Below are 20,681 nucleotides of genomic sequence, written 5' to 3'. Positions count from 1 at the left end.
GGCAAGCGCGTATTTCGACCTCATTTGCCCCGACCGCGCCGGCATGCGCGGCCCTACAGTGGGCGTGATCGTCGCAGGCGCCTCGATGTGGCGGAAAAAGGTCGACATGCTTCACGTTGGCGCCGTTCTCTCGGCCCCCTACACCGGCCCCTTCTTCTGGACGCTCGTCGCGAGCTGCCTTCAGCCCGAGGCTGCACGCCAGGGACTGCAGCTGACGAAGCTGCTGGCCTCGTCTGCCTCGGAGCTCGCCAGCGCGATCCATGCGCTGCTGGACCTGCGTGTCGGCGCCATCGTGGTCAAGCCCATCCACGGCGGTGGCGATGAGCTGGAGCCGGCCCTCGGCCGGGCGCACGCCCAAGGCGTGCCCATCATCACGCTCGATTCCAAGATCGCGCATGCGGCAGTGCGTGCGACCGTGGGGAGCGACAACTTCCTCGGCATGCAGCGCGCGACCCGGCATGCGCTGGACCTGCTCGGGGGCCGCGGGAGGGTGGTCTATTTCGCGGGAGACGAGCGCCTCAGCGCAGGCGGGGCCCGCAATCTGGGGTTTCGCGAAGTGCTGGCGCAGTACCCCGACGTCGAACTGCTTCAGGTCGAGCCACTCGACTGGGTCAGCCCGGTCTCCCGGATCGACATGTCCAGCCGCTGCATGTGGCGCGTGCTGGACCGCCACGACAGCTTCGATGCCCTGATCGCGGCGGGTGACGAAGCGGCCATCGGCGGCGTCAACGCACTTCGCGAGGCGATGCGGCAGAAGCGCTGGCAAGGCCGCTGGCCCGTCATCGTCGGCTTCAACGGCCTGGCCGAAGCGCTGCTGCTGGTGAAGTCGGGCGACATGTCCGCCACGATCGCGCAGTCGCCGGAGTGGCTCGCACGCACGGCGCTGGAGATGGCGGCCACCTGCAGCGCCGAAGCCAGCCACGCCTGGTCGCACCGCTTCGTCGACAGCCAGCTGGTGACGCGCGACAACGTCAGCGAGTACGCGTATCGGTTCCTGGACCTGGTTCCGCGCTTCATCGCGGAGCTCGGCGACAGCCAGGCCCGCGAGCGGCAATTGCAGGCAGAGGTGATATCACGCCAGCGCAGCGCCTTGACGGTGATCTCCGCCGCCTCTGCAGCGCTGGCCCGGAAGCAGTCGCCGGAGCAGATGGTCGGGGCGCTCTACCGCTTGCTCAAGGCCGAATTTCCACATCTGCATTGCGAGGTCACGACCCATCCCTCGACCCCCTTGGATGCCACGGTGGACCCCCTCCCCGGCAGATGGATCGGGGAAAGCGATGTTTTCCACAAGACGTGGGCATGGCGAATGACCGGCGACCCGGTGGGCTGTCGGCGGGAAGCACTTCGGGACGACGCGCAGCAATGGGTCTGGGACCTGAAGCCGCAACGGCGCGACAGCAGCGACGGCGACAGCTCGGCCGACCCCTGGAGTCCCGAGCGCGCCTCAAGCCTCTTCACCCTGGCCGCCAATGGCCGCGCCTATGGCGTGATGGAAGTCAGGGGGCCTTCCGAGCGCGCACTGGGAAGCGAGCTGGTGCAGATCCTCGGCGCGATCGCTCACCAGCTGTCGCTGGCCTTCGAGGCCGCCGCGCTGCATGAGGAGACGGCGCACCTCGCGGCGGCCGAACTGCGCGCGGCGCAGGAAAAGCTGGTCCACGCCGAGCGCGCCGAATACCTGGCCAACCATGACCCGCTGACGGGGCTTGCGAACCGCAGGCGTTTCGGCGAAGTGCTTGAACGCACGCTTGCCGAAGCCGCACGCTACGAGCGGCAGTTCGCGCTCTACTTTCTCGACCTCGACGGCTTCAAGCGCATCAACGACTCGCTCGGCCATGAGGCGGGCGATCAGCTGCTGCTGCAGGTCGCCAACCGGCTTCGTGGGGTGCTGCGGCGAACCGACACCGTCGCGAGACTGGGCGGAGATGAGTTCGTGGTGCTCGTGCCCGAGGTCCAGGACGAAGGCCATGCCGGCATGGTGGCGTCGAAGCTCGTGTCGGCTTTCGACGCCGCGTTCAACCTGGGGGACCAAGGGGTGGTCGCCAGCACCAGTGTCGGCGCCGCGGTGTTTCCCCTCCACGGCAATGAGGTGGCAGCGCTCATGCGGGCCGCCGACACGGCCATGTACGCCGCCAAACGCGCCGGCAAGAACCGCTTCGCCTTCTTTCAGGTCTGATCGAGACCGGCTGCGTCGGTCAGGCCGGCGCCAGCAGCTTCAGCAGGTCGTCACGCGCCGATTCGGCGTGTTCGAGCGCGGCGGCAGCGGCGCGGTCTGCGTCGTGCTTGGCGATGGCCCGCACCAGTTTGCGATGCTGGGCAATGACGAGGTCGAGCCGGCCGGCGCCGTACCCCTTCGAACGTCGGAAGGCATCAACCAGGCTCGCTCGCGATTCAAGCACCTCCAGTGCCGGCGGGTTGTCGGCCAATCCGTCGAGAAATGCGTGGAAGTGCCGGTTCGCCGTCACGCTGGCAGGAACGTCATTGGACGCGGCGGCCGCCTCGTGGGCATCGACCAGACGCTGCAGCTGCTTGATTTGCTCTGGCGTCGCCCGCAGCGCAGCCTCTCGGGCCAGCATGCTCTGGATGGCGCCCCGCAAGCCGTAGATGTTGTGGATGTATCGCTCATCCACCGCCGGGATGACCGCACCGCGATGCATCCGCATGTCGATCACACCCTCGCCCTGGAGCTGGAGCAGCGCCTCGCGAACCGGGTTCGCGCTCACCTGGTAGTGCTCGCTCAACTCCGCCAACGTGAGGTGACTTCCCAGCGCCCAGACACCGGCAACGATGTCGGCGCGGATCTGCTCACGCAGGCGGAGGTAGGTGGGGGTGTTGATGGGGTCCATAGGCGAAGTTTACTTTACCGATTTTATATTATCTACATCGCTGGACCCCATTGTGCGCCGCCCCGCCTACGGCCTGGACGGGGGGTCGGCGCTCTCGGTTTCACTGGCCGCGGGCCGGGCCGCCGCCTCCGGGGCCGAGGTCTCGGCACCGCCGCCGCCGCAGGCCGGCAACAGCGCCGCGAGCGCCAATGCAAAACCGAGGGTGAAGAAGGTTCTCATGCAAATCTCCTGAAGGTGGACGGGTTCAGAACAGGACGATGCCCTGGTCCGCGATCACGACCGGGTAGTTGCCCACCGGCACGTTGTTGATGGTCACGCGGTTGTTCGCGGCACTGTTGCCGGTGATGGTCGAGGTCGGAGTCGTCAGCGAGTACACCCGCCCGTCCAGCAGATCGGCCACGCGCGGGGGCAGCGTGTTGACCTGCGCATAGCGGGCAAAGTGGAAGTTCGTGCAGGTGATCGTGATGGTGCTGATCGCATCCGTGTTCACCGGCAGGTTGTTGGACTTGTGCCAGACGGCCAGGAAGTTGCGCACCACGCCGCCCGCGTCGGTGCGGGTGTACGCATGGATCTGATGCCCCCACGGCGCCGTACACCCGTGATTGGTGATCCGCTGCAGACGGCTGTCGAAGATGGCGGTGACGTTCTGGAAGGCGCGGTAGCTGAGCTTGGTGCCCTTGACGGTCTGGTCGCCATTCAGGAACGGCGTGTCGACGTTCTGATTGAAGGTGCCGGTGCGCAGCAGGCCTTTCGGATTCTTCGTCGAGTCGTAGTGCAGATCGGTGATCGTGAAGATGTTGGTCAGCATGCCGCGCGAGAAGTCCCCCAGCATGCGCCTCAGCACGAACTTCGCCTGGTTGGCTTCCGTCCAGTTCGACGGGTCGGTGCAAAGCGAGTAGTACAGGCACGGACCCGACGGCGCCCCGCTCTCGCCCTGGCGCAGCTTGAAGCCATGGCTCTGCACCATGTCCCTGAGCTGGTTGAACTTGGCCTCTTCACTGCTGTACGAGTCGTAGTCCACATGGGTCTGGTAGGTGTGGAAACTCACGTAGACATCCTGCGGCGGGACCACAGCGCGCGCCGCGAAGCCGGCCACCGCCTGCTGGGCGTACTGGAAGCTGGGTGAATTGGCGCCACCGGTCACGCCAGTCGTGAACGACCCGATGGTGATCTTGGCGCTGGGTTGGACCTCCTTCACCGCTTGCGCCGTGCGGGCGATGAAGTCGATGTAGGCGTTGATTTCCACATGGCCGTCGGGTTCGTTCCACAGCTCCCAATCATTCACCCGGACGGTCGGAGAGTTGTAGCGGGCGACGGTGGCCTTCACGAACTTGAGCCAACGCTCCATGCCCGCGCCGGTGGGGATCTGCCCGCCAAGCGTCGGCGTGCCGCAGTCGACGCACCCAGGCCGCGTGTTGCCGTAGCCGAGAAACACCCAGGGTTGCACCCCGCGTGCAAGCGCACCGTCGACGATGGCGTCGAGCGTGCTGAAGTTGTACGTCGGCGTCTCGGTGATGACGGTCTCAATGGCGTTCCAGCCCGACTGCACGCGCACGCGCGTCGCCCCGAGCGGCCCGAGGTAGTCCTTCCAGTTGTCGAAGTTGCTGAACCCACGATCCGTCGTCTCCCCGCCGATCCCGAACGGCGAGGTCAGGCCAGCCGCCTTGAGTTCCAAGGACGAACGGGGCTTGATGGTTCCGATGGGGCTCAGCGACGGACTGCTGAGCTGCGCGTGCGTGCCTGCCGCAGAAGCCGCCAAGGCCGCGGCGGCGATCCAACTCCAGACCAATCTCATGCATGTCTCCTTAGTAGATGTAGTGCGACCTGGACCTGCCAGGGCTGATTAAATATTAGCCATTTAATAAAATCTCAAATATGGGAGAAACGCTGATGACCGTGACCAGGTGGGCACGTCAGCCGCCCGGACGAACGCCGGGTGACGTGCTGGTCTTGAGGGGCGTCAGAGCGCGATCAGCCCCAGCTCCAGCGCCGTCGTGATCGACTCCTGCCGGTTCGTCACCTGCAGCTTGCGCGAGATCTGCTGGAACACGTAGTCGACCGAGCGTTTGGACAAGCCCACCAGCGGGCCGATCTCGTGCGACTCGAAGCCGAGCGCGCCCAGGCGCAGGACTTCCTTTTCCTTGTCCTTGAGCGTCACCGCGCCCAGCTCCGACAAGTCCCACAGCAGGCCGCTCGCCGTCACCCACTGGTGGATGTACTGCGCGAGCAGCTGCCCCTCGCACAGCACCTGGTAGCGCCGCGCCTGCAGGGCCGCCCACACGTCGGGCAGGCGGCTGTTGAACGACACCGCGCCCCATTCGCGGTAGGGGCCGTGCACCGGGAAGCTGATGCGGCTTCGGTAGCTGTCGGACAGGGCCAAATGCAGGTCCGGCGCCTGGGTCTTGAGCCCGGCCTGGTCGACGCGCCACACCGCCGGCACGTGCGAGGTCTTGCAGTGGCGCACGACTTCGTCGGTCTCAAGCAGGTTGCGCGAGTGGTAGGCCACGCGCGTCTCGTTGGGCAGCGGCCCGTAGACCCAGTAGGTGGACTCGCCGCCAAGCCGCGGCATCCAGCAGGCGTAGCTGATGCAGTCGAAGCCGTGCTGGCGCGCCAGCTCGGTGACGATGGGGCCGAGGCGGCGCGTGCCCAGGCGGTCGGCCAGCGCACCGAGCTGGTCAACGAAGCCGTCATCGACGTGCGGCACCTCGATCGCCGAGAGGTCGAGCGAGCGCACGCGGTAGCGCTGACCGCAGAACACCCCCTTCGTGACGACGGGCCCTTGGGCCGCTTGCGATGCAGTCTCTGCCGGAGAAACGATCGACATATCCATGAGGCACACCACCCGTACAACTTCAGCTCGATACAGACAAGAGCGCGGACGAGAAAACCCCACCCGAAACACCAATATCGGTGTGAATGGTCGTGCATAAAAATCCCTAATGCGCAGTGCCCCCTAACTTTGTCGACACATGGTGGCCGCCGCGCCACGGTCGTTTGTCACTAATACAAGTGCGATGGGCGAAGGGTTGATGGGCGCCAGGCTCGCCGCCGATCATGGCCGCGAGCTTTCCCACCCATGACAGGCCTTCGCATGCTGTTGTCGCTGTTCACGCCGCGCTCGCGCACCGAGTGCGAAGTCCGCCTCCACGACGGCACGCGCTTTCGCGTGCGCCCCGGAGAAACCCTGCTGGACGCCGCGCTCGGCGCTGGTCTCGATGCCCCCTACAACTGCCGGGTCGGCGCTTGCCGCACCTGCCGCTGTGAGGTAGTGGAGGGCAAGGCGAAATCGCTGGTCGACCGCGCCTACGTGCTGGAGCCGCACGACCTGCAGCGCGGCGCCTACCTCGCCTGCCAGACGCAGCCGCTGACCGACCTGGTGCTGCGCTGGGAGATGGCGCCCCAGGGCCATCGGCCCGAGCGCTCGCTACCCGCCCGTGTGAGCGGACTGTCGCAGCTCACGCCGCGCGTCTGGCGGGTGTCGCTCATCACCCCGCGGCCCTTGCAGGCCTCGCCCGGACAGTACGTCGGCGTGCGGGTTCCGCAAGACGACGGCACCGCATGGCTGCGGCCGTATTCCGTCGTCGCGCTGGCGCCGCACCTCGAAGGCAGCCTGCTGCACCTGGACGTGGCGCGCCATCCCGGCGGCCACATGTCGAACTGGCTCACGAACCCGGACAACATCGGCCAGACGCTGCTGCTTGCCGGCCCCTTCGGCGACTGCGTGGCGGGCGACGAGCCCGTGCCGCTGGCCGCGGCGGGTGCGGGCAGCGGCATCGGCGCCGCCTGTGGCGCCCTCATGGAAAGCCACGCCCACCACCCCGCGCGGCCCACGCTGCTGCTGGCCTACGGTGCGCAGCTGCGCGACCTCTACGGCGCCGATGAGCTGGCCGCGAGCGCACGCCGCCATGGCGCGCGCCACCTCACCCTGACCTGGGCCGAACACGCGCCGCTCTCGGCCAGCGGCACCGCCCGCGGCCGTGCACCGCTCGGGCTGGACGCCATCTCCGCCTGGGCCGGGCCGACGACGGCGCCGCGTGTGCTCCTCTTCGGCCCCGCCGGTTTCGTCGACGCCTGCCTGCCGGTGCTGCACGACATGGGCGTCGGCACCGAGCGCATCCGCTTCGACCGCTACCAATCCCCCTCCGAGGAGACGACATGACGCACTACCTCAAGCACTCGCTCATCATCGTGGTGATGCCCGCCTTCGCGATCCTCGCGACGGTGGCGCCGCTGTGGGGCCTGGCCGGCGCGCTGGCGCTCGTGCTCTACCAGATCGCGGTCGACATCGCCACGCCGCGCGAGCTGGCGGTGCCCGAGTACCGCCACCCGTGGCTCATCAACGCCGTGCCCTATGTGCACATCCCCACCTCGGCATTCGCACTGCTCATGCTCGCGTGGATGGCCGCGCCAGGGGATTTGTTCGGCATCGGGCAAGCTCTCGATGGCGTCTTGGGCACCTCGCTCGCCACCCGCCCCGAGCCGGCCAGCTGGGGCGCCCTCGCCGCCGCCGCGGTGACGCTCGGCTTCGTGATGTCGACCAACACCATCGCGGCGCACGAGCTGGTGCACCGCACGGCGAGCCCCTTCGCGGTCTGGCTGGGCCGCTGGATCCTCGCGACGGTGGGCGACGCGCAGTACTCGATCACCCATGTGTACGTGCACCACCTGCACGTGGGCACGCCGCACGATCCGTCGACGGCCAAGCGCGGCGAGAACCTCTACGGCTTCGCGCTGCGCAGCATCCGCGGCCAGTACCGCGACGCGTGGCAGATCGAGATGCGTCGGCTGCGCGAGCGGCCGTGGCTGTTGCGCGTGCTGGGCAACAAGGTGACCACCGGCGTGGCGATGAGCGGCACGATCGCGCTCGGCTTCTACGCCGCCGCCGGCTGGCGCGGCGTGGCCGCGTTCGCGGTGGTGGCCGGCACGTCGAAATTCCTGCTCGAAGCGGTCGAGTACATCCAGCACTACGGCCTGGTGCGCACACCCGGCGGCCAGATCGAGTCGCACCACAGCTGGGAATGCAGCAGCCGCGCGGCCTCGCACATCATGTACAACCTGCCGCGCCACGCGCACCACCACCTCGACGCGCGCCTGCCCTACTCGGCCTTGAAGCCCACCGCCGAGGCGCCCGACCTGCCCTACGGCTACGTCGCGCACATCCTGCTGTCGATGGCGCCGCCGCTGTGGCGCCGTTTCGCCGCACCGCGCCTCGCCAAGTGGGACGCCGAACTGGCCTCGCCCGCCGAACGCGAACTCGCGCAGCAGGCCAATCGGGAGAGCCGCCTGCCGTCGTACGCGGCGCTGGCGCCCGCCGAGCGGCCCTGATCAGCGCGGCCCGAAAGACTCCAGCACCACCGCACTCTCTTCTTCGAGCGCGGCGCAGGTGAGGAACACCTCGCGCTGCGCCGCGTCGTCGGAGCGCTTGGCCAGCGAACGCCAGGTGGCTGCCCCGAGCCGCTCGGCCTGCGCCTGCAGGCGGTACTGCTCATCGACGGAGAAGCGGGCGAAGAAGGCGCGCGCCAGGTCGCCAAGATCGGGGTTCTGCGCGCGGATTTGCGCCTGCACCGTGCCGGCCTCCGCGTGCAGGCTCTCGATGCGGCGCGCCACCTCTTCCTCGCGTCCGGCGCAGCCCAGCAGGGCTGCACGACGCTCGCCTGACTCGTTATCCGCCCAGGCACGGTAGCGATCGGCGGCCATGCGTTCGGCCAGGGCCATCAACAGCTGCTGCTGGCCCGGGCCGGCGCGCTGCATCAGCTGGCCCAGCACCTCGGTCAACTCACTCGACATCGTCGTGGCGGACATGCGAACCCCCTGTGGTGAACGGTGGGGCAGTGTGCCACCCACCCCGCAAAGACCCCATACCGGAGCGGGCCGGCGGGCCTTTTCGTACTAATCGCAAAGGAGGGGGCTAGGGGGTTGCTTCGCCCTGCGCACGACCCGGATCATGAATGCGACCTTGCACCGCAACAACGACAACGAGCAAAGGACCCTCACCGTGTCAACCAAAGACGAAATCGACGTGACCTACGGCGTGGACAACGACTTCTTCCGCCTCTGGCTGGACGAATCGATGGCCTACACCTGCGCCCTCTTCCAGACCGGCGACGAAACGCTGGAGCAGGCGCAGCTCCACAAGCACGAGCACCACTTCCGCGCGGCGCGCGTGCGCCCCGAGTCGCGCGTGCTCGACATCGGCTGCGGCTGGGGCGCCAACCTCGAATACCTCACCGTGCACAAGGGCGTGCGCGAGGCGGTGGGCATCACGCTCTCGCAGGACCAGTACGACTCGATCCTGCAGCGCAAGATCCCCAACACCACGGTGAAGCTCGTCGACTACCGCGACTACGCGCCCGAGAAGAAGTTCGACGCCGTCATCAGCATCGGCATGTTCGAGCACGTGGCCACGCCGCAGCAGACGCAGCGCGGCGAGCACATCGGCATCTACCGCGAGTACTTCCGCCGCGCCTGGGAGTGGACGCGCCCCGGCGCGTGGTTCAGCCTGCAGTCGGTGATCGGCGCGCGCATCCCGCGCGGCACGGCGCTCAAGGAGATCGCCTGGACCACCACGCACATCTTCCCCGGCGCCATCTCGCCGCGCCCCGAGGCCATCTTCGCCGCCGCCTCGCCCTACTGGGAGGTGATGGAGCTGCACACCCGCCGCGACCACTACGCCCGCACCACCGCCGAGTGGCTGCTGCGGCTGGAGAAGAACCAGGACGTGATCTGCCAGCGCTTCGGCGAGCAGGTCTTCATCGACTACCAGCGCTACCTGCGCGCCTGCGTGATGGCCTTCGAAGAGGGCTACCAGTCGCTCGCGCAGTTCGCCCTGCGCCGGCTCGACGACTGATCGCCTGCACTTTCACCCCGGAATCTCCCACACATACACACAAAGGAATCGCCATGGACCAGGTCATCGACAACGACGCCACGCTGAGCGACGAGGCCATCGTCGCGCTGCTCAAGCGCGCCTACCAGTTCGCCAAGCCCGAGCAGGCCGAAGCCGCCAGCCGCCTCACGCTCGACTGCACCGTCGAGTCGCTGGGCATCGACTCGCTGGCTGCGCTCGAAATGTCGGGCTTCGTCGAAGAAGAGCTCGACCTGCATTTCCAGGACGACGAGTCCGTCGCCATCCGCAGCATGCGCGACCTCGCGTCGCTGATGCGCAAGCACGCCGCCCGTCGCCATTGACGCTGCAAGCCCAAGGAGTCACCGCCATGACGCCCACCGCCCTGCAATCCGCATCACCGCGGCTGCGCCGCCGCGAACGCATGTACCGCGAGTACATGAGCTTCTTCGAGCACGCCGAGAAGAACCGCCGCTGGAACCCGATGCACGACATCCCCTGGGAGCAGCTGGAGTCACAGCGCTTCCACGACGAGGTCGACCAGAAGATGGACGACGCCGCCAAGGCCCGCCTGGCCACCTGCCTCGAGACCTTCTGCGGCGTCGAACTCTTCATCCCCGACTACACGAAGAACGGCCTCAACCTCAGCCGCGACATCTTCGGCCAGGCGTGGTTTCACCTTGCGTGGGGCTATGAGGAGAGCAAGCACGCCCTCGTCTTCCGCGAGTACCTGCTGCGCTCGGGCCTGCGCACGCTCGACCAGTACCTGGACTACGAGGAAGAAGTGCTCAAGACCGAGTGGACGCTGCCCTTCGCGTCGAACCGGCAGATGGCCTGCTACGGCGCGCTGCAGGAAATCGCCACCTTCATGATCTACGTCCAGCAGCGCAACGCCTACCGGCAGATGGGCAACGAAGTGCTGGCCAAGCTCTTCGACTATGTGGCGCGCGACGAAGCCGCGCACGCGGCCTTCTACCGCAACTTCATGCGCTTCGAGTACGAAGAAGACCCCGACGGCACCGCGCAAGACCTCGCCTACGTCATCTCCAACTTCGAGATGCCGGGCGAAAAGCTCGTGCCCGAGTTCGAGCGCCGCCTGCAGGTCGAGGGCGTGGGGATCTCGTCGCAGCACTTCCTGCAGCACGGGATCATGCCCACGCTCAAGTCGATCGGCCTCAGTCGCCGCGACATGGTGCGCGCGATGCGCAAGCAGACGCCGCCCGCGAACACGTCCGAAGCCCAGCCCGAGCTGGAACTCGCCGCAGCCTGATGCCCTGAGGAGACTCCCCATGAACAACATCCAGCGTCCCGCGCTCGACCGTTCGCTGTACGAGCCGTCCCACCTGTGGGCCCTGGCCCACTTCGTCTATGCCCTCGCGCTCTTCTTCGTGCCGGGCTACCTCAGCTACCAGGTCGCCCTGGCCGAGCTGCCGCTGTGGGTGCAGATCCCGGCGATTGCCGTGCTCACCATCCTCGCCGGCTACGGCCTCAACCTGCTCGGCGTGATCGGCCACGAGGGCACGCACGGCAACTTCGTGAAGAACCGGCGCCTGTCGGCGGTGATCGGCATCTTCAGCGCCTCGGCCGTGGTCAGCTACATGGAGATGGGCTTCGCGCTCAGCCACTGGAACCACCACCGCTTCACCAACCAGAAGGACGACCCCAACGTCTACCCGGTCGAGAACCTGAAGAGCTGGTGGTCGCGCCTGTTGATGTCACGCATCAACTACAACCTCGTCTACCTGAAAGACACCTGGACGCTTGCCACCGGCAAGATCCCGTACTTCAAGTACAAGGTCGCGTTCACCGAAGCCGACCAGATCCTCTTCGCGCGGCTCAACTTCCTCTTCGCCGGGATGTGGATCGCGCTCTACGCCGCCATCTTCTACATCGACTGGCGCGCCGGCCTCTTCGTGGTGGCCCTGCCCACGCTGGCGGTGAAGTTCATCGCCGCCTGCCAGATCTTCATCGACCACGGCGGGCTCGACGACGACCGGCTCTTCCGCAACTCGTGGAGCCGCACCTCGCCGCTGATGACGATCCTCTTCTTCGGTGCGAACTACCACAACGAGCATCACGCCTACCCCGGCATCCCGTGCTACCGGCTGCCGAAGGTCCACCGCATCCTGCGCGAGAAGGGTGTCTTCGACGCCGTGCCGGTGCCGGTGGAGCGCGGCTTCTTCAAGTCGTTCAAGCCGCTGTTCCAGGTCTATGCGCCCACCGCCAAGGGCGATGACTTCGACCCGTTCGAGATGCCGCAGGCGCCGGTGGCGGGCAGCGACCTCGGCGTGCCGCAGGCAGCGGTGGCGGTGGGATCGGCGCGGTGAAACCCACCGAGCCCACGCCGCTCTACGCGCTGCTCGACCGCATCGAGCGCTGCCACGAGCGCGGCCACACCTACCTCGCCTCGGCCGGCGAAAGCCGCAAGCGCAGCTACGCCGAGCTGATGGCCGTGGCCGCCACGGTGCACAGCCAGCTGCACCAGCGCGGCTTCGTGGCCGGCCAGCGGCTCGCGCTGATCGCGGCCGACGCCGCGAGCTTCATTCCGGCCTTCGTGGCCGGCGTGCGCGCGGGGCTGGTGCTGGTGCCGCTCGCGCCGCCGCCGCTCGGCGGCCGTCAGCAGAGCTACAGCGCGCTGCTGCGCCAGATCGCCGGCACGGCCGACCTGCACGGCATCGTCGCCCCCGAGAGCCTGCACGCGCTCATCGCCGAGGCGATGCCGGGCGTGCCGGTGCTGGGCTACGACGCGCTGCACACCATCACTTCCGATCCGGCACCCGAACCCGCCGAGCTGACGCCCGACGACACCTGCTTCCTGCAGTTCACCTCCGGCTCCACCGGCACGCCCAAAGGCGTGGTGGTGAGCTACCGCAACCTCGCGGCCAACACGCGGGCCATCATGGAGCACGGCCTGCAGATCACCCCGCGCGACGTGGGCGTGAGCTGGCTGCCGCTGCACCACGACATGGGGCTCATCGGCAAGGTGCTCGCGCCGCTGGCCCATGGCACCGAGATGGTCTACCTCTCCACCTCGGCCTTCATCAAGAACCCCAACCTCTGGCTCGATGCGATCACCCGCCACGGCGGCACGATCAGCTTTGCGCCCAACTTCGCCTTCGCCTACGTCGCCAAGCACTACCTGCGCCGGCCGGTGCCGTTGCACCTGGGCAGCCTGCGGGTGCTGGGCTGCGGGGCCGAGCCGATCAACCCCGAGGTGCTGGCCGAATTCAGCCGCTGCTTCGCGCCGCTCGGGCTGCGTGAGGGCGTGATCGCGCCGAGCTACGGCATGGCCGAGGCCACGCTCGCCGTCTCGTTCAGCCGCCGCTGGCACACGCTCGCGATCGACCGCAGTGCCTGCGAGACACACCGCCGCGCCGTGCCGTCCGACACCGTCGACGCGCTGCGCCTCGTCTCTTGCGGGCCGGCCTTCCCCGAACATGCCATCACCGTGCTCGACGAACACGGCCGCCACCTCGCCGCCGGCGTCATCGGCCAGATCGCCGTGCGTGGCCCGAGCGTGAGCCGCGGCTACTTCCGCAACCCCGAGGCCAGCGCGCAACACTTCGTCGACGGCTGGTTGCACACCGGCGACCTCGGCTTCCTGCACGAAGGCGAGGTCTACATCTGCGGCCGGGTCAAGGACCTCATCATCGTCAACGGCCGCAACGTGTACCCGCAAGACATCGAGTGGCAAGTGGAGACACTGCCCAACGTTCGCAGCGGCGCGGTCGTCGCGTTCGCGGTGCCGGGCACGGCCACCGAGCAGGTGATCGTGCTGGCCGAAGCACGTGGCCAGGGCGGCGACCTCGACGAGCGCATCCGCGAAAGGCTCGCGGAAGAGATGGGGCTCACCGTGCACGACGTGCGCGTGCTGCCCTCGGGCCGCATTCCCAAGACCACCAGCGGCAAGGTGCAGCGTGCCAAGGCGCGCGCCGAGTACCTGGCGGGCGCTTACGACGCCACGCTGACCGAACCCGACACCACCGAGACGCTGGCATGACGGCGACCCTGCTCCCCGCCACCCACTACCGTGTGACCGAGATGACGCACCACGTGCGCCCCTCCGACCTCGACATGTTCGGCCACGTCAACCACGCCAAGCCGATCGACTACTTCGAACTCGGTCGCTTCGACTGGCTGACGCAAAACCGCTTCCCGCTCGACGAACGCTGGACACCCGTCGTCGCGCGCATCGAGGTCCACTACCGGCGCGAACTCTTCCTCACGCAGATCCGCGTGCAGACGGTGCTGGCCGAACTGAAGCAATACACCGCCGAATTCCAGCAATCGGTGTTCGTGCCCGGCCACGACGCCCCCGCCGTCACCGGCTCGGTGCGCGTGAGCTTCATCAGCAAAAAGACGAAACGCCCGATGCGACTTCGCGACGTGGAAGCGCTTGCCTGCTTCCAGGAGCCGCGCGAAACCGCCATCGCCTGAACCCATCACTCTCCATATGGAAACGACCATGAAAACCTGGCAGTGCTCCATCTGCGGCTGGATCTACGACGAAGCGGCCGGCATGCCCGAACACGGCATTCCCCCCGGCACGCGCTGGGACGAGGTGCCCGCCGACTGGCTCTGCCCCGACTGCGGGGTGAGCAAGGCGAGCTTCGAGATGACCGAGCTGCAACCGAGCTGAGCCACGCATGAGCAACAGCCCTGCACCCGAGACCCTGCGCCTGCGCGCCGCCGACGATCACGCGATCACGGCGCTGTGCTACCCGTCCATCCGCACGGAGCACGCGCGCATGGTGGTGGCCGGCGCCACCGGCGTGCCGCAGCGCTTCTACCGCCGCATGGCCGAGTACATGAGTCAGCGCGGCGTGAGCGTGCTCACGCTCGACTACCGCGGCATCGGCCTGTCCAAGCCCCCAACCCTCAAAGGCTTCCCCGCCGATCAGATGGACTGGGTGAGCGACCTCGCCGCCGGTGTCGAGCACATGGGCAACGGCAGCGTGCCGCTCTACGTCGTGGGCCACTCGCTCGGTGGCCATGCCTTCGGCCTGCTGCCCAACCACCACAAGGTGGCCGGCCTCTACACCTTTGCGACCGGCGCCGGCTGGCATGGCTGGATGACGCGCGGCGAGCGGCTCAAGGCCATCGTGATGTGGAACACCGTCGCGCCGCTGCTGGCCGCATGGAAGGGCTACCTCGCCTGGAGCGTGATCGGCATGGGCGAAGACCTGCCGCTCAAGGCCTACCAGCAATGGCGCCGCTGGTGCCAGCACCCGCGCTACTTCTTCGACGACCCGCAGATGGCCGCCACGGTGGCGCGCTTCCGCGAGGTGCGCACGCCCATCGTCGCCGCCAACGCGACCGACGACGCCTGGGCGCCCCCGGCCTCGCGCGACGCCTTCATGGGCGCCGGCTACATCAATGCGCCGTGGAAAGGCCTGGACCTCACGCCGCAAGGCCTGCGCGTGCGCCACATCGGACACATGGGCTACTTCCGGCCCGGCGCCGAGCCGCTGTGGCAGGCGGCACTCGACTGGTTCGCCACGCTGCCGGAGGCCGGCGCCGCGGCAGACCACGTCACCGCCCTCGACGAAAGGCGTCGCGCATGAAGACCTCTGCCGCCACCGCAGCGCTCGGCCCCGCGGCCCCCACCCGCTCGCTGGACGCCACTGCCGTCGCGAGCTTCACCGGACCGCGCGACCGCGCCCGCTCCAGCGACGCGCGAGCGCGGCAGCGCCACCTCGTGCGGGCGCTCGCCCGCCACGTGCGCTCGGACACCGCGACCGGCGTGCGCCTCGCGCTGGCCGACTACGCGCTCTTCCTGCTGGGCCTCGCGCTCGCGGCCTTCGCCACCCACCCGGCGCTGCGCATCGCCGGCGCGCTGCTCGCCGGCCTCAAGCTGTGCGGCTTCTCGGTACTCGGCCACGACGCCGCGCACAACATGCTCACGCGCTCGCGGCCCCTCAACAAGCTGATCGCGGTGGCGGTCTTCACGCCTTGCCTTTTCAACTACCGGCTGTGGCTGCACGCGCACCACGCGCTGCACCACACCTGGACCAACGGCGCCCCGCCCGACATCCACAAGCCCTTCACCCTGCAGCAATACCGAGCCCTGCCTGCGTGGCGGCGCCTGTGCGTGCGCGCCTCGCGATCACCGAGCCTCATCGCGCAGTCGCTCTACTTCATCTACGACCGGCTCACCCGCGTGACGATCTTCTCGCGCGTCTACCCCGCAGTGGTGCGGCGCCAGGCCGTGCCCTTCACGCTGCTGACGCTGGCCTACCTCGGCGGCACCGCGGCGCTGCTCGCCTGGCGGCGCCACTTCGAGTGGGCGGAGACGCTGATCGACGTCTTCCTCGTGATGGTGCTGCCGCTGCTGGTGTTCCACGCGCTGACCTCGATCGTGCTCTTCCTGCAGCACACGCACCCGCGCATCCCCTGGTTCGCACCCGACGACCCGGTCGAGCAGGCCTACGGCCAGGAAGAGCTGGTGGCTCACGTGCCGCTGCCCCGCTGGCTCGGCAACCTGATGCACTACTCGCTGGAGCACCCGGTGCACCACATCGTGCCGACCATCCCCTGTTACCACGCACGCGAAGCCCAGGCCGAGCTGAACCTGCTGATCGGCCCCCGCGCGGTGGTGCTCAAGCCCACGCTCGGCAACATCCGAAGCGTTTTCCGGCGCTGCAAGCTCTACGACTACGAGACGCACCGATGGCGCGACTTCGACGGCCGCTACACCAGCGGCAGCCTCGCGCGCAGCGTTCGCGAGCCCATCACCACGCCGAGGAGACCCGCATGAAGACCCTCACTGAGCAGCTCTCGCACTACGCCACCTGCCACCGCGACCGAGCCAACATCGCCACGCACTACGTCGGCATCCCGCTGATCCTGCTGGCGGTGACGGCGCTGCTGTCGCGGCCAGGCATTCCGGTCGACGGCTGGCCGCTGTCGCCGGCCGTGCCGGTGGCAGCCGGCGTGATGCTGTACTACCTGGTGCTCGACCTGCGCCTGGGCCTCGCGATGGCCGTGGTGATGTCGGCCGCGCTTGCCGTGGGTGCGTGGGCCGCGTCGCTGTCGACCACGCTCTGGCTCGGGCTCAGCCTCACGAGCCTCGCGGTCGGCTTCATCGCCCAGCTCATCGGCCACCGCTTCGAGGGCAAGAAGCCGGCGTTCGTCGACGACCTGATGGGCTTCCTGATCGGCCCGCTCTTCCTCGTCGCCGAAGCGGCATTCGCCCTCGGCCTGCGGCAGCGGCTGCGCGCGCAAGTCGAGGCGTTTGCCGGGCCGACGCGGGCGCACCGCAAGCGCGGCCTGCCCAACATGCCGAGCAGCGCGCTGCGTCAGAGTTGACGCACGCGCCCGGGCACGGGGCCCACATCGGTCGTCGACGACAAGGGGAAGGCTCCTGACCGAGTGCGCTCCCCTCGGCCAACGCCGTTCCCCGGCATTCAGCGCCGCACCTCGAAGATCAGGTTGAACGGCGTCTGCGCCGCCTGCCTGAAGTGCGAGAAGCCGGCCTTGCGGAACACGTCGGCCAGGCGCTTCGGCCCGGCCTGCGCGCCCAGCACCAGCTTGCCGCCTTCGGAGATGGCGTGCGCGCAGCAAATCAGCGACGAACCGGCGTAGTAGAGCTGGCCGACGGTGTGGAGGTTGTCTTCCACCTTGTCGGCCGCATACGGCTCCACCAGCAGCACGGTGCCGCCCGGTGCCAGCACCTCGGCCGCATGGCGCGCGGCGGCGACCGGGTCGCCCAGGTCGTGCAGCACGTCGAAGAAGCAGATGAGGCCGTAGCGCCGGTCGGGGTAGTCGGTGGCGCGGGCGATGGCGAACTCGGCACTCGTGACACCCGCTGCCGCCGCATGGCGCTGCGCTTCGCCGACCGACGACGGGTGCGTGTCGAAGCCGAAGAAGCGCGAGTTCGGGAACGCCTTCGCCATCAGCAGCGTCGAGTGGCCGTGGCCGCAGCCGACATCGGCCACCGTGATGCCGGCCTCGAGTTGCGCCACCACGCCGTCGAGCGCGGGCAGCCACTGCGGCACGAGCGCGGCGCGGTAGCCGTTGCGGTAGAACGCGGCCACGCCGCAGGCCATGCGCGGGTCGTGCTCGCCCCAGGCCACGCCGCGGCCGGTGCGGAAGGCGTCGAGCGCCTTGGGCTCGTCGGCCCACATCGCGGCCGGCACGTTCCACGCCGGCGGCATGTAGACCGGGCTCTCCTCGTCGGCCAGCACCAGCGCATGCTCGGGCGGCAGCTCGTAGGTGTCGCTGCGTGCGTGGTAGGCGAGGTAGCCACCGGCCGCCTGGGCGTTGAGCCATTCGCGCACGTAGCGCTCGGCGCAGCCGCTGCGCTGCGCCACTTCCTTCGCGCTCAGCGGGCCGGCGCCGGCCATCGCCTTGTAGAGCCCGAGCTTGGCGCCCAGGCTCACCATCACGCCGGTGTAGCCGGTGGAGAGGTCGCCGACGGCGCGCGCCACGAAGGCGTCGAGCTTGGTGTTGTCGATCACGGGGGTGTCCATGTCATGCACTCCTCGTGGGGCTCAGCGCACGCGTGGCAACGCTTCGGCCACGGCCTGGCCGATGCTGCGGCCCTGGCGGCGGCCTTCCTTGATGGCATACGGGAAGTGGATGCCGGCGTACAGACGCGAGGCGCCGTTCTCATGCGCCGCCTGCGAGAAGCCGCGGAACTGCCGCGTGACGTTGGGCAGCGTGAGGCTCGTCAGGCTGTAGCGCTGGCGGTCGCCGAAGAGTTCGATCAGCACCTCGGCCGCGCTCCAGCCGAGCACCGTGTGGGTCGACGGGTAGTCGGGCACGGGCGGCGTCGCGAGCAGCGGCTGCCAGGTCGCATCGGGCTGCGTCTGCGGGTTGCCGTCGGTCGCGGCGGCGTGGATCGCAGTCACCGGGCGCCAGAAGCGGTGCTCGTATTTCTCGTCGAAGCCGGCGATGAAGCCGTCGGCCATCGCGAAGTGCAGCAGCGCGAAGGCACGGGCGGCGTCCCAGGCGTCGATGCGGCGCTCGCGCATCACGTTGTTGGCGATGCGGTTCCAGCCCAGCGGCGAATCCTCGTACCAGAACTTCGCGATCTCGGTCTGCTCGGCGGTCCGCGTGCGGCTGTTGATCTCGCCGATTTCCTGCACGATGGCCACGTCCTTCGCGTACTGGGCGCTCGTGAGCGGCAGCGGGCCTTCGAGCGCGTGATCCTGCAGCTTGATGACGAAGGGCGTCACACGGCCCCACCCCGGCGCGCCCGCGAAATCGAACGGCGGGGTGAACTGGTACTCGCCGGCACCGGGGCGCGGCACATAGGGGATGAACGCGCCGTCGGCGCCGTCGTTCTGGCGCCGGTTCAGCGTGGCCCACGCAGCCGCCTGGCCGAGCGCGATGCCGGCGGTCTTGGCGGCACCCTCGGGCAGCGCCTTCAGTGCCTGGCCGTAGGCGGTCTCGACGAGTGCTGCCTGCTCAGGCAGCAGGCGCACCAGCACCTCGCGCGAGGCCGCGGCCACGGCCGCGTCGGGCGAGGCCTTGGGGACCTTGGGCAAGCCGGGGGTGTACGACTCGTAGCGGCGGTCGATCGCGTTCAACGCGTCGTGCACCGAGGCATGCAGGATCGCGAGTGTGCGCGACTGCGACATCGGGTTGGTGCCCTGGCTGGGGGTGAACGCCGCTTCGGCGACCGAGTTCCATTGCACCACCACGTTCAGCGGCGCCGGCTGATGTGGCGATCGCGCCTCGGCCGGGCGCGGGTTGGCCGTCAGCGAGGCGGCCGCGCCGATCAAGGCGGCGGTGCTGACGAGGCGCATGGCAAACGTGCGGCGTTGTGAATCGAATTTCTTCATGACGGGTCTTCCTTGTGCTCACGTGAAGGAGCGGTTGATGAGGGTTCCCATCGTCTTGGCATGCCGCTTTTGGCGGCAGTGCTGACCTCGCCCGAAAACGGTTCGTTCGTGCCACCACGCTTCTGTGCCGCGACCGCCTGAGCGAAGATGCGCGCCATGCCGAAAGCCACGCCGACCCGTCCGTCGCACGCCCCGTCGCGCACACCGGGTGCGCGCCACGTCTCGCTGGTGGCGCTGCCCGATGCGGTGGTGTCCACGCTCGCCGGCATCTACGACGTGATGAACGCACGCTCGCTGATGGGCTCGCCGAGCGACTCGGTACGCGCGCCCTTCCACATCGAGATCGTCGGCGAGGCCACCGGCCCGCTGCAGCTCGCGAGCGGCGTGCCGATGCCGGTGCAGCGCGCCATCGCCGACATCGACAGCACCGACATCGTGATCGTGCCCTCGGTGCTGCTGCGCGGCAGCTGGGCCACCGGCCGCTATCCGCAGCTCGTGGCGTGGATCAGGCGCATGCACGAGCGCGGCGCGGTGCTGTGCTCGGCCTGCTCGGGCATCTTCCTGCTGGCCGAAACCGGCCTCTACGACGGCAAGGATGCGACGGTGCACTTCGGCTATGCGCGCGACTTCGCGGCCACGCACCCGCAGGTGACCATCCACCCCGAACGTGTGCTCGTGATCTCGGGCCGGCGCGAAGAGCTGGTCAGCTCGGGCGCCTCGACCACCTGGCACGACATGGTGCTGTACCTGGTGGCGCGCTTCGCCGGCGCGACCGACGCGCAGGAACTCGCGCGCATGTATGCGCTGCAGTGGCACCAGGACGGCCTCACGCCCTACATCACCTTCGAAGGCAAGAGCGACCACGGCGATGCCGAGATCGAGGCGGCGCAGCGCTGGCTGTCGCAGCACTTCTCGGTGGCGAACCCGGTCGACGAGATGATCAAGCGCTCCAAGCTGGCAGAGCGCACCTTCAAGCGGCGCTTCACCGCGGCCACGGGCGTGGCGCCCATCGCCTATGTGCAGCGCCTGCGCATCGAAGACGCGAAGCGCCGGCTGGAACGCACCGACGCCTCGGTCGACGAGATCAGCTGGCGTGTGGGCTACGAAGACGCCGCCTTCTTCCGCCGCCTCTTCAAGCGCACCACCGGCCTCGCGCCGGGGGCGTATCGCAAGCGCTTCCGCATTCCCGAGTTCGCCCGGCCCTGA

The 20,681-nt window shown here is 68.5% G+C and carries 21 protein-coding genes; 14 read left to right on the top strand and 7 right to left on the bottom strand.

What is annotated here, in order from left to right; genetic code table 11:
• The first annotated feature begins 58 nt into the window (after positions 1–58).
• On the top strand, positions 59–2,173 hold the full coding sequence (locus LRS03_RS23550) for a diguanylate cyclase domain-containing protein (RefSeq protein ID WP_257828611.1): 2,115 nt from the start codon (positions 59–61) through the stop codon (positions 2,171–2,173).
• A 19-nt stretch (positions 2,174–2,192) separates the two neighbouring features.
• Here the strand turns inward: LRS03_RS23550 and LRS03_RS23545 are convergent, their stop codons facing one another.
• From LRS03_RS23545 to LRS03_RS23530, 4 genes are all read right to left on the bottom strand, one after another.
• Complete coding sequence (locus LRS03_RS23545) at positions 2,193–2,843, bottom strand: GntR family transcriptional regulator (protein ID WP_257828607.1); 651 nt, start codon at positions 2,841–2,843, stop codon at positions 2,193–2,195.
• A 66-nt stretch (positions 2,844–2,909) separates the two neighbouring features.
• Positions 2,910–3,062: a hypothetical protein gene (locus LRS03_RS23540; RefSeq protein ID WP_257828606.1), complete on the bottom strand. Its 153-nt coding sequence runs from the start codon at positions 3,060–3,062 to the stop codon at positions 2,910–2,912.
• Between the two features lie 25 nt (positions 3,063–3,087).
• Complete coding sequence (locus tag LRS03_RS23535; RefSeq protein WP_257828605.1) at positions 3,088–4,638, bottom strand: GH39 family glycosyl hydrolase; 1,551 nt, start codon at positions 4,636–4,638, stop codon at positions 3,088–3,090.
• Between the two features lie 165 nt (positions 4,639–4,803).
• Positions 4,804–5,673 carry an autoinducer binding domain-containing protein gene (locus LRS03_RS23530; RefSeq protein ID WP_257828604.1) on the bottom strand — a complete coding sequence of 290 codons (870 nt, stop codon included), beginning with the start codon at positions 5,671–5,673 and terminating at the stop codon, positions 4,804–4,806.
• Positions 5,674–5,934: 261 nt separating this feature from the next.
• Here LRS03_RS23530 and LRS03_RS23525 point away from each other — a divergent pair, with 261 nt between their 5' ends.
• Both LRS03_RS23525 and LRS03_RS23520 read left to right on the top strand, forming a co-directional pair.
• Complete coding sequence (locus LRS03_RS23525) at positions 5,935–7,002, top strand: 2Fe-2S iron-sulfur cluster-binding protein (RefSeq protein ID WP_257828603.1); 1,068 nt, start codon at positions 5,935–5,937, stop codon at positions 7,000–7,002.
• On the top strand, positions 6,999–8,168 hold the full coding sequence (locus LRS03_RS23520) for an alkane 1-monooxygenase (protein WP_257828601.1): 1,170 nt from the start codon (positions 6,999–7,001) through the stop codon (positions 8,166–8,168). The genes LRS03_RS23525 and LRS03_RS23520 overlap by 4 nt, the downstream gene beginning before the upstream one ends.
• Here the strand turns inward: LRS03_RS23520 and LRS03_RS23515 are convergent, their stop codons facing one another.
• Positions 8,169–8,645 carry a ferritin family protein gene (locus LRS03_RS23515; protein WP_257828599.1) on the bottom strand — a complete coding sequence of 159 codons (477 nt, stop codon included), beginning with the start codon at positions 8,643–8,645 and terminating at the stop codon, positions 8,169–8,171.
• 193 nt (positions 8,646–8,838) lie between these two features.
• Here LRS03_RS23515 and LRS03_RS23510 point away from each other — a divergent pair, with 193 nt between their 5' ends.
• From LRS03_RS23510 to LRS03_RS23465, 10 genes are read left to right on the top strand one after another with little or no spacing between them, the layout of a single operon-like run.
• Positions 8,839–9,690 (top strand): SAM-dependent methyltransferase, encoded by an 852-nt coding sequence (locus LRS03_RS23510; protein WP_257828597.1) that lies wholly within the window; start codon positions 8,839–8,841, stop codon positions 9,688–9,690.
• 53 nt (positions 9,691–9,743) lie between these two features.
• Complete coding sequence (locus LRS03_RS23505; protein WP_257828595.1) at positions 9,744–10,031, top strand: acyl carrier protein; 288 nt, start codon at positions 9,744–9,746, stop codon at positions 10,029–10,031.
• Positions 10,032–10,057: 26 nt separating this feature from the next.
• Complete coding sequence (locus tag LRS03_RS23500; RefSeq protein WP_257828593.1) at positions 10,058–10,957, top strand: acyl-ACP desaturase; 900 nt, start codon at positions 10,058–10,060, stop codon at positions 10,955–10,957.
• Between the two features lie 19 nt (positions 10,958–10,976).
• Complete coding sequence (locus LRS03_RS23495) at positions 10,977–12,014, top strand: fatty acid desaturase family protein (RefSeq protein ID WP_257828591.1); 1,038 nt, start codon at positions 10,977–10,979, stop codon at positions 12,012–12,014.
• The gene (locus LRS03_RS23490) at positions 12,011–13,687 is read left to right on the top strand and encodes a fatty acyl-AMP ligase (protein ID WP_257828589.1); all 1,677 of its coding nucleotides are present in this window, start codon (positions 12,011–12,013) and stop codon (positions 13,685–13,687) included. Before LRS03_RS23495 ends, LRS03_RS23490 begins: the two co-directional genes overlap by 4 nt.
• Positions 13,684–14,124, top strand: coding sequence for an acyl-CoA thioesterase (locus LRS03_RS23485; protein ID WP_257828582.1), 441 nt, complete (start codon positions 13,684–13,686; stop codon positions 14,122–14,124). Before LRS03_RS23490 ends, LRS03_RS23485 begins: the two co-directional genes overlap by 4 nt.
• Positions 14,125–14,152: 28 nt before the next feature.
• Positions 14,153–14,326, top strand: a complete 174-nt coding sequence (locus LRS03_RS23480; RefSeq protein ID WP_257828580.1) for a rubredoxin — start codon at positions 14,153–14,155, stop codon at positions 14,324–14,326.
• Between the two features lie 7 nt (positions 14,327–14,333).
• Positions 14,334–15,251 (top strand): alpha/beta hydrolase family protein, encoded by a 918-nt coding sequence (locus tag LRS03_RS23475; RefSeq protein WP_257828578.1) that lies wholly within the window; start codon positions 14,334–14,336, stop codon positions 15,249–15,251.
• Positions 15,248–16,444 (top strand): fatty acid desaturase, encoded by a 1,197-nt coding sequence (locus tag LRS03_RS23470; protein ID WP_257828575.1) that lies wholly within the window; start codon positions 15,248–15,250, stop codon positions 16,442–16,444. The genes LRS03_RS23475 and LRS03_RS23470 overlap by 4 nt, the downstream gene beginning before the upstream one ends.
• Positions 16,441–16,995 (top strand): Mpo1 family 2-hydroxy fatty acid dioxygenase, encoded by a 555-nt coding sequence (locus tag LRS03_RS23465; protein ID WP_257828574.1) that lies wholly within the window; start codon positions 16,441–16,443, stop codon positions 16,993–16,995. The genes LRS03_RS23470 and LRS03_RS23465 overlap by 4 nt, the downstream gene beginning before the upstream one ends.
• A gap of 98 nt (positions 16,996–17,093) precedes the next feature.
• On the opposite strand, the gene LRS03_RS23460 is transcribed toward LRS03_RS23465, so the two are convergent.
• Positions 17,094–18,158, bottom strand: a complete 1,065-nt coding sequence (locus LRS03_RS23460; protein ID WP_257828573.1) for a class I SAM-dependent methyltransferase — start codon at positions 18,156–18,158, stop codon at positions 17,094–17,096.
• Between the two features lie 21 nt (positions 18,159–18,179).
• Positions 18,180–19,475 carry a vanadium-dependent haloperoxidase gene (locus LRS03_RS23455; RefSeq protein ID WP_257828568.1) on the bottom strand — a complete coding sequence of 432 codons (1,296 nt, stop codon included), beginning with the start codon at positions 19,473–19,475 and terminating at the stop codon, positions 18,180–18,182.
• A gap of 156 nt (positions 19,476–19,631) precedes the next feature.
• On the opposite strand from LRS03_RS23455, the gene LRS03_RS23450 reads away from it, so the two are divergent.
• On the top strand, positions 19,632–20,681 hold the full coding sequence (locus LRS03_RS23450; protein WP_257828566.1) for a GlxA family transcriptional regulator: 1,050 nt from the start codon (positions 19,632–19,634) through the stop codon (positions 20,679–20,681).

Source organism: Rhizobacter sp. J219 (genome assembly GCF_024700055.1).
In the GTDB taxonomy this organism is placed as follows: Bacteria; Pseudomonadota; Gammaproteobacteria; order Burkholderiales; family Burkholderiaceae_C; genus Rhizobacter.
The sequence above is the reverse complement of the archived record's forward strand: the minus strand, read 5'-3'. Positions and strand labels throughout refer to the sequence as shown.